This window comes from Kitasatospora sp. NPDC005748, assembly GCF_040630735.1.
In the GTDB taxonomy this organism is placed as follows: Bacteria; Actinomycetota; Actinomycetes; order Streptomycetales; family Streptomycetaceae; genus Kitasatospora.
This window is the reverse complement of the sequence record NZ_JBEXYD010000009.1, coordinates 80,054-93,460: the sequence shown is the minus strand read 5'-3', so window position 1 is coordinate 93,460 and position 13,407 is coordinate 80,054. Positions and strand designations below refer to the sequence as shown.

Genomic DNA, 13,407 nt, shown 5'->3' with positions numbered 1-13,407 from the left:
TGTACGTCATGACGCTGCGCGTTCGGGCTAGGTCGCCGGGCCACCGAGCACCGCGGCGAGTTCGCCGCGGGACGTGACCCCCAGTTTGGGGAACATCCGCTGGAGATGGGTGCTCACCGTCCGGGGCGAGACGTACAACCGCTCGCCGATCTCCCGGTTCGTCAGACCCTGCGCGGCGAGCTGGGCGACGTGCAACTCGGTCGAGGTCAGCCGGTCGACCGCGGCCGGAGCCTGGCGCGGGGACGACGCGCCCGCCGCACGCAGCTCCTGCCGTGCCCGCTCCGCCCATGCCGACGCACCGAGGGCGTCGAAGATCTCGCGTGCGGCCTGCAGGGCGACGCGGGATTCCGCGGGCCGCCGGTGCCGCCGCAGCCACTCGCCCAGGGCGAGGCGCGCCCGCGCCCCCTCGAACGGCCAGTCCGAGGGGACGGCGTCGAGGGCCGCCCTGTACAGCGGCTCAGCGGCATCCTGCGGGCTCAGCAGGGCCCGGCCCAGTCGCAACCCGCAGAGCAGGGCGGGCGAAGACGTCGATTTCCCGAGCGGGGTCAGCTCCCGCACGATGTCGCGTGCCACCCCCGCGGATTCGCTGCGCACCGCCGCCTCGACCAACTCCGCGACCGCGTAGAAGCGCAGCCAGGAGTGGAAGGCGGGGTCGGCCGGGTCGAAGACGCGGTGCAGGTGGCCGAACGCGTCGCCGTAGCGGCCCTGACAGAGTGCCGCCTGCCCGCGGGCCATCTGCATGATGGCCAGCACCGGGCGCCCTCCGCTGGGAAGGGCCTCGCGTTCGGCTTCCGCCGCCCATGCCTCTGCCGCCGGGTCGCCACTGACGGCGGCCAGCTGCGCGCGGATGGCATTCACCATCGCGTGCACAAGAGGCTGACCGGTCTCGCGGGCAAGCGACGCGGCCTCCTCCGCGGCCAGGGAACCAGCGCGCACGTCACCCAGCCGTGCGGCGCTCCCCGCCTGGACGCAGAGGGCTCGGGCCAGCATCGACAGCCTGCCCTGCGCTCGCAGAGCGTCCAGCGACCTCGCCGTCAACCGGCTCGCCAGGGCGGGAGCGCCCACCGTCACGGCGGCGGCCCCCAGGAGCTGGTCCCCCTCCGCGTTCTCCGACGAGCGCTCCAGCTGACCGGCCAGGCCCTCCATGACCCCTATCCCACGCTCGACCGGCGCCGAATACGCCCGCAGAGCGACCAGGTCGGCGTTGTCGGCAGGCACGGGCATCAGGTCGGCAGCGGTGGCCACCCGCTCCCGGGCGGCCGGGCCCGGCTCTCCCCAGAAGCACTGCAGGACCGCGCTCCACAGCATGCGCAGCCCCAGTTTCGGCTCGCCGCCGGCGGCGATCTCGACCGCCAGCTCGGCCAGCTCGGCGGTCGCGGCACCCTCCCCCCGCGTCCCCTCGGCCAGAGCGATGCTGACCCAGGCCGCGCGGCCTTGGTCCCGGACCGAAAGGTCCAGTGAGCGCGCCTGGGTCAGCAGATGCGTCGCGATGTCTCCTTGGCCCGACTCCAGTGCGAGCTCCGCCGCGCGGAGCAGCCGGTCCGCCCGCGCGGAGGAGTCCTTCGTCAGCTCCGCCGCCCGCCTCAGCGCGGCCAGAGCCGCGGCGACACCGCCTCGCCGCAGGGCTCTGCCGGCGGTGGAGTCCAGATCCCGTGCCACTCCTTCGTCGAGGCCGGCGGTCGCGGCGGCACGGTGCCATGCCTGCCGATCGGGCTGCCTCTGGAGCGCGGCGGCCAGCGCGGCGTGCGCGGTCCGGCGTTCCGCGGCGGTGGCGGCGTGGTGTATCGCCGAGCGGATGAGGGGGTGCCTGAAGGCCGTCCCCTGGGCCTCCACCAGGCCCGCGTCGATCGCTGTCTCGAAAGCACCGACGTCGACCGTCGTCCCGAGCATCCGGGTCGCCGCGGCGAGGCATTCGTCCATCGTCCCGTCACCGTTGAGGGCCGAAAGGAGCAGGACCGCACGGGTGTCGGCCGGCAGGCGGGAGATCCGTGCCGTGAACGTCCGCTCCAGCCGCGCGGTCAGCGGCAGCGGACCTGGGTTGAGCGCGTACGCCCCGCCGACCGACTGCAGCGCGACCGGCAGCTCGGTCAGCGCCAGCGGGTTCCCGGCGGCCTCCTCCAACAGTCGCCGTCTGACCTGCTGTCCCAGTGCGGGGGCCACCGCGTCCAGCACCTCACCCGACACCTCGTCCGTCAGCGGGCCCAGGTGCAGCACCGGCAGGCCGGCACTGCTGAGGCCGTCGTCGAGGCGCCGGGTGACGGCGACCAGAACGAGAGGGTCGGACTCGATCCGCCGCGCCACGAACCCGAGCACATCGAGGCTGGCACGGTCCATCCAGTGGGCGTCCTCGACGACCACCAGCAGTGGCGCCTTCGCCGCCGCGTCCGTCAGCAGGGTCAGCGCGGCCAGGCCGACGAGGTACAGATCGGGTACGGCCTCGTCGACGAGGCCGACGGCCGCGAGCAGCGCGGTGCGCTGACGTCCCGGCAAGTCGTCGATTCCGTCACGCAGTTGGTGAACCAGCTGGTGCAGACCGGCACAGGGCAGGTCTTCCTCCGACTGGACCCCCACAGCGGTGATCACACGGGTCCCGCCGCGCGTTGCCGCGCCCGCGGCCTCCGCGACCAGCGCCGACTTGCCGATCCCCGGCGCCCCGGTGATCACCGTCGCGCCGCCCGAACCGGCGGCCCCCTGCTCGACCAGGGCCGCCAGGGTGTGACGCTCCGTATCGCGACCCAGTAGCGCCCGCCGATGCATGCCGCAACCCCCGTGTCTCTGTGCCTCCCCAGCAGCCGACGGTCCGCGTCCTCGCGGGACCAGGCGACCTGGGCGGCATCTCCAATGGCGGGCGACCTGGAAGCCTGGCCTGGATGCCGATCACGCAATGGTATGCGTGCTGCTGAGCGGGAACGACCGCTGTGCTCGGGAGCGCAGAGCATCACCTCCAGGGCCCCGTCGTCGCAAGCCCGTCGGACGACTTCTGCGGCCTGGCCGGTCTCGCGTACGTCGCCGGGCACCGCGAAGGCGGACCCACCTGCCTCCTCGATCCGCGCGACGACCCGGTCGGCGGCGGACGCGGCAGCGCAGTGATTCAGCGCACCCGGAAGCCGGATGCGCTCAGCTCCCGTGCCATGGCAGCCCCGACCCCCTCCCCGCCACCCGTCACCAGAGCCGTTCGTCTCCCTGCGACGGTCATCTCGACCTCCCGACCGTCGAGCCGGAACCATCCGTGCTTCCATCCTATCGGAGCGGAGCACTCCGTTCCGATAGGATGGAAGCACCACCCAGGCGATCGCCCGCTCCACGCGGCGGTTACGCCACTCCCCCGCACATGAACGGAGGCGTCGTCGATGGACGACACCAGAACTCGGCACCGCGCCAGGGCCGCATCAAGGCCGAACGCGGTGCTTGCCGCGCTGCTCGCGACCGTGGGCGCCTACGCGCTGATGCAGACCATGGTCATTCCCGCGATGTCCGTGCTCGCGGAGCGCCTGCACGCCGACACCGCCATGGCCGGATGGCTGATCACCGCGTTCCTGCTCGGCGGGGCGGTCCTCACCCCGGTGCTGAGCCTGCTCGGCGACAAGTACGGGCACCGACGGCTCCTTGTGGTCGTCCTGCTCGTCTTCCTCGTGACCACCCTGGCCGCCGCCGCCTCCCCGAACATCGGCTTCCTCATCACGATGCGGGCCGTGCAGGGAGCCTCGATGGCCACGCTCCCCCTCGCCCTGGCGCTGGTCCGCGAGGCGATGCCCAGGGAGCGGATCGCCTCCAGCTTCGGCATCACCGCCGCCATGCTCGGCGGCGGCGCAGGCGTCGGGATGGTCGTCGGCGCGCTGATCATCCAGCACACGTCATGGCGCTGGATGTTCGGCGCCGAAGCCGTGTTCATCGCCCTCGCGACGCTCATGGTCATCGCCTGGGTGCCGGAAAGCCCCGAGCGCCACCGCAAGCGGATCGACGTGCCCGGGGCGCTGCTCCTTGCCGGAGGCCTCACCGCCCTGCTGCTGGCGATCACCGAAGGCACCAAGTGGGGCTGGGCCTCCGCCGGGGTGCTGTCGCTCTTCGCGGCCGCCGTGGCGCTCTTCGCCGTGCTCGGCGTGGTGTCGGCCCGTCGAACGGACCCCATCCTCGACCTTCGGCACGTTACCCACCTGCCGATGCTCGTCACGAACCTCGCGGCGCTGCTGATCGGCGTGGTGCCGTTCTTCTTCTACGTCCTGGTCCCCGAACTGCTGCAGCTGCCCACCGGGCTTCCGCCCGTGCTGCGCCCCATGGCCTCCTACGGAGCCGGCCTGAGCATCGTCCAGGCCGCGCTGCTGATGCTGCCGAGCTCGCTCTTCGTCGTCGTGGGCGGACGCACCGCGCACGCGCTGCGGGGACGTCTCGGCACCAGGGCGCCGCTCGCCGCGTGCATGACGCTGATGACGGCCGGAGCCGTACTCACCGCCCTCTTCCACAGCTCCCCGGCGGAACTCGCGATCTGGTTCTGCCTGGTCGGCCTCGGCGCGGGCTACGGGTACGCGGCGCTCGCCGACCTGGTCGCGGCCCTGGTGCCGCGCCGTGAGATCGCCTCGGGCAACGGCCTGAACACCGTCATCCGGACCGTCGGCAGTGCCATCGGCAGCCAACTCGCCGTCGGCTTCCTGCAGACCTACACCGTGCACGGCACGCCGGTCCCTGCCGAGAAGGCATTCACCGTGAGCTTCTGGGTCGCCTCCGCGCTCGGAGTCCTCGGTATCCTGCTGGTCGGCGCCCTGCGCATCCGCCCCTACCACCAGGAGCCCATGCCCGAGGCCAGGGTGGTGGCCGTAGACCGGGCCGCCGCCAACCAGCACTGAGCGGTCACCCCGCACCGCGCGGCGGGTCGGCGTCGCCTGCCCGCCGCGCGGCACCGAAGCGAAGGAGCACGAGCATGCGCGCCGCCCGCAGCGGACCGCCCAGCGGACGCCAGAAGGAAGCCGACCGCAACGACGAGCGGGTCCTGCGCGCGGCCCGCGAAGTCTTCGCCGAGCTCGGCTGGAACGCTCCCGTCTCGGAGATCGCCCGCCGGGCCGGCGTGGGCATGGGCAGCCTCTACCGCCGCTACCCGGCCAAGGAGGACCTCGCCCAGGCGCTCCGCGTGCAGGGCATGGATGAGCTGGCAGCCCTGGCCCGCAACGCCATGGCCGCCCACACCGATCCCTGGACCGCACTGGCAGCCTTCCTGCGCGCAGCTCTCTCCGCACCCGACGCGGGCTCGCTCCTCCCCCTCATCGGCGGTCGCCTCCCCTCCACCGATGAGATCGACGCCGCGTCCAACCGCCTCAAGGCCGCCCTCGACGACCTGGTCGACGCCGCCCACCGCTCTGGCGCGCTGCGCGAGGACGTTGGCTCCGCAGACCTCCCGCTGCTGCTCAGCCACCTCAGCCCCCGCCTGCCCACAACCGCCGAACGCGCGGTCGAACTGCACCTGCGCTACCTGGACCTCGTCCTGAGTGGCCTGCAGAACCCCTCGACGCCGGACCAGCAGTCCGCCGGCCCGCCCGACTGGACAGAGCTGACCGACCTGTGGAACACCCCGTGACCCGCACGCACCCTCAACTCCACTGAAGCCACTCGCCATCGGCCTCCGGCAGTGCGCAAGCCGGTAGCCGCACCCTGACAACGCGCCGCGCCGACACCCGGATGACCTCGCTCTCATCCGTCACACCCTCGACGACAAGGGCCGAGACCGTACGGGCCCGTACCCGAGGATCCGGGAGTGGCGACGGCGTCGGGCATGGGGGAAGGCAGATCGCTGCCCTGGACGTTCAGTTCGGCGAGGAAGGCCTCGGTTGCCAGGAAGCGGGTTTCGGAGCAGCCGGCCGCGTTCCCTGCCGGTCTGTCCTCCGCTGTTCCCGAGGTCTTCGATGCCCGCCGCCCACCGGCTGGCACGCGTTCCTCACCGCGCGGCGTCGAGGCGGCCCTCCAATTGCAGCAGCAGGGTGGCGAGGCCGTCGGCGAGCTCGGCCCGGGTGTCGGGGGCGAGGCCCGACAGCAGTGAGCGTTCGAGCTCCAACTGGGCGGGCTGGGTGCGGTCGGTCAGCTCGCGTCCCTCCTCGGTGAGGGTGAGGCGGGAGACCCGCCCGTCGCGACTGTCGGCCTGCCGGCTGACCAGTCCCCGCTCCTCCAGGGCGCGCAGGCGCTTGGTGACGGCCGCACCCGAGGCGAAGGTCTCGCGGACGAGTTCGCCGGGGGTCAGCGAGCGGCCCGAGCGGCGCAGTGTGCCCAGCAGGTCGAACTCGGCGCGGGTCAGCCCTTCGGGGCGCAGCCGTGCGTCCGCCGCCTGCTGGAGCAGTGCGGCGCAGCGGTTGATCCGGCCGATCAGTGCCATGGTTTCGATGTCGATGCCGGGGTGGACCGCCTGCCACTGCCGCATGATCCCCGCGACGATGTCCTCACCGGGCTGTGGCGTCGGCTGCTGCGCCTTTGCTGGAGCGGGCCGCCGACGCCGTCGAGCATGCGAGCGGCCGGGAGATCGTCCCGGGCGGCGACGGCGAGCTGAAGAGGAAATGCGCTACGACCTCGGCGCCGACATCGTCTCCGGCAGCGTGATCGCCGACGCGATGACTGAGCTGAACGCCGGCGAGCGGATCGCCCTGGTCGCCGTCTGCGCGCTCGCCGCGGCGATGCCCGCCACCGTCCTGAACGACCCGGGCCGCGAGCTGCCCGCCCCCGCCACCACCCTGCAGGCCACCACCCAGGCCGGCATCGCCGCTGGCCTCCGGTAGGGCCACCGGCTACAGCCGCTGGGGAAAGTGCTCCGGATCCAACGGGTGAAGCCAGCCGGTCGGGACGCGCACCCGCGTGTGGTCAGGACGGCAAGGTGACCGACTGGGCGTGGTGGAAGACGTTCCCGGCATCCCAGGTCTTCTTGGCCTTCTGCAGCCGGGCGTAGTTCTGCTTGTAGTAGAGCCGCTGGTAGGCCGGGTGCTTCTGGTCGGCCGTTCCGAGGTCGACGTCGGGGTAGTTCACATAGGCGCCGTCGGTGTCCGTGTCGATCTCCGGGATGCCGTTGGTGGCCCTGTAGACCGCTTGGTAGAGCCCGCCGAGGTAGGCCAGGTGCGCGGCGTCCTGCGCGGGGTCGGTCCAGTAGGTCTGGTACTGGAGCTTCATCACGGAGTCGCGCTGGGGGATCGCGGCTTCGGCGGGCTTGTGCTCGTTGATCCGACAGCCGTAGGAGTCGATCTGGACCAGCGTCTGGGTGAGATCCACGCCGGGGACGGTTTTGGTCAGCCACTCCCAGAAGGCGTCGATGTGTGTGGGGGTGAAGCGCCGCCGGTGGTAGGCGGACTTGTACTTGCCGCGCTGATTGGCCCCGGAGGGGTTCAGCGTCATGGTGGCCTGGAACCACGGCATCTGTCGGCGCTTGTCCGGATACGGCAGGAGCACGCCCCCGGCGGCGTAGCTCTGGACCACGGCCCTGCTCGTCAGCCCGGCCTCCATCGCGGCCAGGAACTCCTCCAGCGGCGCCGGATCGTCCTCGTCCCACTGGCTGAGCAGGACGACGTTCCCGTTCGTCCGGTGGGTGAGTTTGAGGATCGCGAAGAGGCCCCGGTAGACTGTCTCCTTCGGACCGCTGTGCTGGGCGAAGAAGGATCCGAAGTTCTCCACGAGGCGGCGGAAGTCCTCCGGGTGCTTGAGCAGGTCCGCCCAGGACCAGGCCACGCTGCTCAGCCAGACCCGTGGCGGCGGCTTGGGGAGGCGGGCGAAGTGGTAGCGCAGGACGACGCCGAAGTTTCCGCCGCCCCCACCGGTGTGCGCCCAGAAGAGGTCGCTCTCCGGCGAGGTCGCGGGGTCGTCCCGGTGGGCCGTGGTCAGCTCCACCGTGCCGCCGCGGACCGTGACCACGTCCACCTGGACGAGGTGGTCGACGGTCAGCCCGTCTCTTCGGGAGAGCAGCCCGTACCCGCCGCCGCTGACGTGACCGCCCGCCCCGACCGAGTAGCACGACCCCGCGGGCAGCGTGACGCCGTACGTCCGGAACAGGCTGGTGTAGACGTCCCAGTTGGTCGCGCCGCCCTCGACGCAGTAGGTGGGGGCGCCGAACTTGTCCCGCGCCGCGCGGACACCGCGCAGAGTGCTGAGGTCGAGGATGACGCCCCGGTCGTTGTCGACGAACCCCTCGTAGCAGTGCCCGCCGCCCCGGATCGTCGGCCGCAGCCCCTTGTCGAGCGCGGTCTTCAGCGCCGCCACCGCGTCCGCGTCGCTCCCCACCAGCCGGATGTAGGCCGGTCTGCTGGACCAGCGCTGATTGAAGCCCTGACTGAGCGTCTGGTACCGCGGATCGCCCGGGAGCACCGACTGCCCGCCGAGGACGCCGGGGGCGCCGGGGGCGCCGGCCGAATCGGCCGCGGCCGGGCCGGCCGCGCCGACCCCCAACGAAACGGCGGAAACCCCGGCGGCAGCCATTCCGGCACTGCCCAGGAACCCGCGGCGAGAGAATTCTTGACTCATGTCAGGACCCACTTTCTCGATTCTGAGAGCTGGCGTCCGCACGCTAGCACGGGCATTCGCCCATGTGAATACTTGTACGAATTAGTGTGACTGTACGTCCTTTTCAATCCCCCTTCGAACTCTCCCGACTCAGAGCCATTGTCAGTGGCGCCGGTTAATGTCCCCTCGTCGACCCCGGGCCCCGGGGTGACAGCTCGATTCCGGGCCTCGCACCCCGGGCCGCACGACCCTCGGAGAATGTGATGCGAAATAAGAACGCCAATATGATGAACGCGCCTCGCGCGGGCGAATTCCCTGCGCTCGGCCACTGGACGACCCTGCCGGCCGTCATCGGCGGGGTCGGCCCGGTCACCCGTCGACGTCGTCGGGCCCGCGCAGGGCGGCCACGACCAGCCCGCGGATCTCGTCCGGCCGGACGCCCCCTCCGGCGACGAGCCGGTCGAAGACCAGCCCGTCCACGCAGGCCAGCAGGGCGAGGGTGCGGCCCGCCGGATCCGCCACGCCCGGCCCTGCCCGGCGATGAAGGCGCGGACGCCGGCGCGGGCCGCGCTCTCACCCGGGACGGCTCGCGCGCCCCCGGGAGTCCGGAGGTCCGCCCAGGGCGCCTTCCGAACGGGGCTCGAAGGCGCCCTGGGCCCGCCGAGAACCGGTCCCCGACCCCTGCGGGAGGCGCCCGCGCCGCCCCCGGAACAGCCCCCGTCACCCGGAGGGAGCACGATCCGTGTGGCGTGGCTCACCATCGGGATTCTGATCTGACGATACGTCAGAGTCGCTGATGGGTCGTCACATCCACCACGGGTGAGCCCAGTTACGAGCTGATGCAACGTCAGATTCATTCAGCTCAAGGCCAGTTGAGCAGAGTGTCGGGCAGTACGCCGTTCATCACACGGGGCTACCATCGGTGAGGTTGTCCGCTCCGGCCCCGGAGTGGGGTCACCCGATAGACTGAGTGGTCCCACCGCCCCAAGGGCCGGACACGGTCGGAACCAGGGGCGAGGACGAGGAGCGCACGGCAGCCATGACCGCTGAACCGAGCCACACAGAACAGACCGCGCGGGCCCCGCAGGCCCTCTTCCCCGGTCGCCCGGCTCCGGCCCCGCGCACCCTGGTCGACATCCTGGACGCCGCCGTCCGCGCCCACCCCAACGAGCCGGCCCTGGACGACGGGCACACCGTCCTCGGCTACCGGGCACTCGCCGCCGAGGTCGAGCAGCTGCGCCACCGGCTGAACGGCGCCGGGATCGGCCCCGGTGACCGGGTCGGCGTCCGCGTCCCCTCCGGCACCAACGACCTCTACATCGCCATCCTCGCCGTACTGGCCGCGGGCGCCGCCTACGTCCCGGTGGACGCCGAGGACCCGGACGAGCGCGCCCAGCTCGTCTTCGAGGAGGCCGCCGTGGCCGGCGTGCTCGGGGCCGAGCGCGTCCTGACCCTCACCGGCGACCCCCGGCCCGCCGTCCCCGCGGACACCCGGCCGACCCCCGCCGACGACGCCTGGATCATCTTCACCTCCGGCTCGACCGGCCGGCCGAAGGGCGTCGCCGTCACCCACCGCAACGCCGCCGCGTTCGTCGACGCCGAGGCCGCCCTCTTCCTGCAGGAGGAGCCGATCGGCCCGGGCGACCGCGTGATGGCCGGCCTCTCCGTCGCCTTCGACGCCTCCTGCGAGGAGATGTGGCTGGCCTGGCGCTACGGCGCCTGCCTGGTACCCGTCCCCCGCTCGCAGGTGCGCAGCGGCGCCGATCTCGGCCCGTGGCTCGCCGAGCAGGAGATCACCGTCGTCTCCACCGTCCCGACGCTGGCCGCGCTCTGGCCCGCCGAGGCACTGAACGAGGTCCGGCTGCTGATCTTCGGCGGCGAGGCCTGCCCGCCCGAGCTGGTGCAGCGCCTGGTCACCGAGGGCCGCGAGGTGTGGAACACCTACGGCCCGACCGAGGCGACCGTGGTGGCCTGCGCCGCGCTGCTCACCGGCGACGGTCCGGTCCGGATCGGCCTGCCGCTGGACGGCTGGGACCTCGCCGTGGTCGACGAGGCCGGCGAGCCGGTCGCCGCGGGCGGCACCGGCCAGCTGGTGATCGGCGGCGTCGGTCTGGCCCGTTACCTGGACCCGGTCAAGGACGCCGAGAAGTACGCGCCGCTGCCCTCGCTCGGCTGGGACCGCGCCTACCGCAGCGGCGACCTCGTCGAGGCCGACCCCGAGGGCCTGCTCTTCCTCGGCCGCAGCGACGAGCAGATCAAGCTCGGCGGGCGCCGGATCGAACTCGGCGAGGTCGACGCCGCGCTGCAGGCCCTGCCGGGCGTCGCCGGTGCGGCCGCCGCCGTGCGGACCGCCCGCGGCGGCAACCAGCTGCTGGTCGGCTACCTGGTCACCAAGGACGGCTGGGACCGGGAGGCCTCGGTCGAGCGGCTGCGCGCCGAGCTGCCCGCGGCTCTGGTGCCCCTGCTGGCCTCCGTGGAGTCCCTGCCCACCCGCACGTCCGGCAAGGTCGACCGCAACGCGCTGCCCTGGCCGCTGCCCGACCTGGAGACCGCCGGGCCCACCGAGCAGCTCTACGGCACCGAGGCCTGGCTGGCCGAGCAGTGGACCGAGATCCTCGGCGTGCCGGTCGGCGGCCCGCGCGAGGACTTCTTCGCCATCGGCGGCGGCAGCCTGGCCGCCGCCCGGCTCACCACCCTGCTGCGCGCCCGCTACCCGAGCGCCGCCGTGCTGGACATCTACCAGCAGCCGACGCTGCGCAAGCTCGCCCGCCATCTGGAGCGGTCGGTGGCGGACAGCGGCGAGACCCGCACCGTCGCCCTGGTGCCGACCAGGGCCAAGCTGCTCCAGCTGCTCCTGCTGATCCCGCTCTTCACCGTGGTCGGCCTGCGCTGGACGGTCGCCCTGCTCACCCTCGGCAATGTGCTCGCCTGGTTCGGCGACTACGCCTGGGCACCGACCGCCTCGTGGTGGGTGGTCGGCGCGGGCGCGCTGGCGCTGTTCTCCCCGGCCGGCCGGCTCGCCATCGCGGCCGGCGGCGCCCGGCTGCTGCTGCGCGGCCTGCGGCCCGGCAGCTACCCGCGCGGCGGCAGCGCCCATCTACGGCTCTGGACCGCCGAGCGGCTGGCCGAGGTCAGTGGCGCGACCTCGCTCTCCGGAGCCTGGCTGACCCGCTACGCGCGGGCGCTCGGCGCCAAGGTCGGCCCGGAGGTGGACCTGCACTCGATGCCGCCGGTCACCGGGATGCTCAAGCTGGGCCGGGGCTGCGCCGTCGAGGCCGAGGTCGACCTCTGCGGCTACTGGCTGGACGGCGACCGGCTGGAGGTCGGCCAGGTCAAGGTCGGTTCGGGGGCCGTGGTCGGCACCCGCTCGACCCTGCTGCCCGGCGCCCGGGTCGGCAAGCGGTCGCACGTGGTGGCCGGTTCCAGCGTCACCGGGCACGTGCCGACCGGCCAGCGCTGGGGCGGCGCGCCCGCCGCCAAGCTGGGCCGGGCCGAGCGGACCTGGCCGAAGGACCGGCCGGCCCGCCAGGCGCGCTGGGCGGCACTCTTCGGCGCCAGCGGCACAGCGCTCAGCCTGTTGCCGGTGCTGCCCGCCCTCGCCGGGCTCGTGGTGCTGTCCCGCTTCGTCCAGCCCGGCCAGGACCTCGGTGCCGCGCTCGGCGGCGCCCTGCTCGGCCTCCTCCCGGCCACCCTGGCCTACGGCCTGGTGTACGCGGCGCAGCTGGTGGCGGCCGTGCGGCTGCTGAGCATCGGGCTGGCCCCGGGCGTGCACCCGTTGCACGGCCGGATCGGCTGGCAGGCCTGGACGGTCACCCAGCTGATGGACCAGGCCCGCGAGATCCTGTTCCCGCTGTACGCGGGTCTGGTCACGCCGCTGTGGCTGCGAGCGCTGGGGATGAAGGTGGGCCGGGGCGCCGAGGTGTCCACCGTGCTGGCGCTGCCGAGCCTGACCACGGTCGGGGACGGCGCGTTCCTGGCGGACGACACCCTGATCGCCCCGTACGAGCTGGGCGGCGGGTGGCTGCGGCTCGGTGAGGCGAAGGTCGGTGAGCGGGCGTTCCTCGGCAACTCGGGGATGACCGCTCCCGGGCGGGCCGTCCCGGCGCGCGGGCTGGTGGGTGTGCTGTCGGCGACGCCGAAGAAGGCCAAGAAGGGCAGCTCCTACCTGGGCATGCCGCCGATGCGGCTGCCGCGCTCGGCCGACCAGGCCGACCAGAGCCTCACCTACGAGCCGCCGGCCCGGCTGCTCTGGGCCCGCGGGCTGGTGGAGGTGGCCCGGCTGCTGCCGGTGCTGGCCTCCGGCGCGCTCGGTGCGCTGACCCTCGCGTCGCTCTCCTGGCTGTCGGCGAACTGGTCCCCGGTGGCGGCGGCGCTGCTCTCCGGGCTGGTGCTGCTCGCGGCGGGCGGGGCGGCCTGCGTGGTCGCGGTGGCCGCGAAGTGGCTGCTGGTCGGGCGGTTCCGGGCGGTGGAGCACCCGCTCTGGAGCGGCTTCGTCTGGCGCAACGAGCTCGCGGACACCTTCGTCGAGGTCCTGGCGGTGCCGTGGCTGGTGGGCGCGGTACCGGGCACGCCGGTCCTGAACGTCTGGCTGCGGGCGCTCGGCGCGCGGGTCGGGCGGGGTGTCTGGTGCGAGAGCTACTGGCTGCCGGAGGCGGACCTGGTCACCCTCGGTGACGGGGTGACCATCAACCGGGGCTGCGTGGTGCAGACCCACCTCTTCCACGACCGGATCATGCGGATGGATACTGTCATCCTCCGCGAGGGCGCCACCCTGGGCCCGGGCGGCATCGTGCTGCCCGGCAGTACGGTGGGCGCACGCAGCACCCTGGGCCCGGCCTCGCTGGTGATGCGCGCCGAGTCCGTCCCCGCCGACACGCGGTGGCTGGGCAACCCGATCGAGGTGTGGCAGGCCACCTCGTGACCGCCGCCCCCTCCGACCCGCCCGCCACC

The 13,407-nt window shown here is 73.1% G+C and carries 8 protein-coding genes; 4 read left to right on the top strand and 4 right to left on the bottom strand.

The genetic code is table 11. The annotated features are described in order from the left end of the window. Positions 1-27 precede the first annotated feature (27 nt). Positions 28-2,757 (bottom strand): AAA family ATPase, encoded by a 2,730-nt coding sequence (locus tag ABZ495_RS10105; protein ID WP_359835197.1) that lies wholly within the window; start codon positions 2,755-2,757, stop codon positions 28-30. A 593-nt stretch (positions 2,758-3,350) separates the two neighbouring features. Here ABZ495_RS10105 and ABZ495_RS10100 point away from each other — a divergent pair. Further along, positions 3,351-4,841: an MFS transporter gene (locus tag ABZ495_RS10100; protein ID WP_359835195.1), complete on the top strand. Its 1,491-nt coding sequence runs from the start codon at positions 3,351-3,353 to the stop codon at positions 4,839-4,841. 74 nt (positions 4,842-4,915) lie between these two features. Further along, positions 4,916-5,566, top strand: coding sequence for a helix-turn-helix domain-containing protein (locus ABZ495_RS10095; RefSeq protein WP_359835193.1), 651 nt, complete (start codon positions 4,916-4,918; stop codon positions 5,564-5,566). A gap of 357 nt (positions 5,567-5,923) precedes the next feature. Here the strand turns inward: ABZ495_RS10095 and ABZ495_RS10090 are convergent, their stop codons facing one another. Further along, a complete protein-coding gene (locus ABZ495_RS10090; protein ID WP_359835191.1) occupies positions 5,924-6,400 on the bottom strand; it encodes a MarR family transcriptional regulator in 477 nt (158 codons plus the stop codon). Positions 6,401-6,533: 133 nt separating this feature from the next. Between ABZ495_RS10090 and ABZ495_RS10085 the strand changes: the two genes are divergently transcribed. Next, a complete protein-coding gene (locus ABZ495_RS10085) occupies positions 6,534-6,752 on the top strand; it encodes a hypothetical protein (RefSeq protein WP_359835189.1) in 219 nt (72 codons plus the stop codon). Between the two features lie 82 nt (positions 6,753-6,834). On the opposite strand, the gene ABZ495_RS10080 is transcribed toward ABZ495_RS10085, so the two are convergent. Together ABZ495_RS10080 and ABZ495_RS10075 are read right to left on the bottom strand one after the other, a co-directional pair. Next, positions 6,835-8,433, bottom strand: coding sequence for an FAD-binding oxidoreductase (locus ABZ495_RS10080; RefSeq protein ID WP_359835187.1), 1,599 nt, complete (start codon positions 8,431-8,433; stop codon positions 6,835-6,837). Between the two features lie 393 nt (positions 8,434-8,826). After that, positions 8,827-8,979, bottom strand: a complete 153-nt coding sequence (locus ABZ495_RS10075) for a hypothetical protein (protein ID WP_359804505.1) — start codon at positions 8,977-8,979, stop codon at positions 8,827-8,829. Positions 8,980-9,496: 517 nt separating this feature from the next. On the opposite strand from ABZ495_RS10075, the gene ABZ495_RS10070 reads away from it, so the two are divergent. After that, positions 9,497-13,378, top strand: a complete 3,882-nt coding sequence (locus ABZ495_RS10070; RefSeq protein ID WP_359835185.1) for a Pls/PosA family non-ribosomal peptide synthetase — start codon at positions 9,497-9,499, stop codon at positions 13,376-13,378. Positions 13,379-13,407 lie beyond the last annotated feature (29 nt).

Bases quoted from the DNA above. Each gene is read 5' to 3' on its own strand.
- ABZ495_RS10105 (WP_359835197.1), bottom strand. From the start codon at position 2,757: ATGCATCGGCGGGCGCTACTGGGTCGCGATACGGAGCGTCACACCCTG.
- ABZ495_RS10095 (WP_359835193.1), top strand. From the start codon at position 4,916: ATGCGCGCCGCCCGCAGCGGACCGCCCAGCGGACGCCAGAAGGAAGCC.
- ABZ495_RS10070 (WP_359835185.1), top strand. From the start codon at position 9,497: ATGACCGCTGAACCGAGCCACACAGAACAGACCGCGCGGGCCCCGCAG.
- ABZ495_RS10090 (WP_359835191.1), bottom strand. From the start codon at position 6,400: ATGCGGCAGTGGCAGGCGGTCCACCCCGGCATCGACATCGAAACCATG.
- ABZ495_RS10080 (WP_359835187.1), bottom strand. From the start codon at position 8,433: ATGGCTGCCGCCGGGGTTTCCGCCGTTTCGTTGGGGGTCGGCGCGGCC.
- ABZ495_RS10085 (WP_359835189.1), top strand. From the start codon at position 6,534: ATGCGCTACGACCTCGGCGCCGACATCGTCTCCGGCAGCGTGATCGCC.
- ABZ495_RS10100 (WP_359835195.1), top strand. From the start codon at position 3,351: ATGGACGACACCAGAACTCGGCACCGCGCCAGGGCCGCATCAAGGCCG.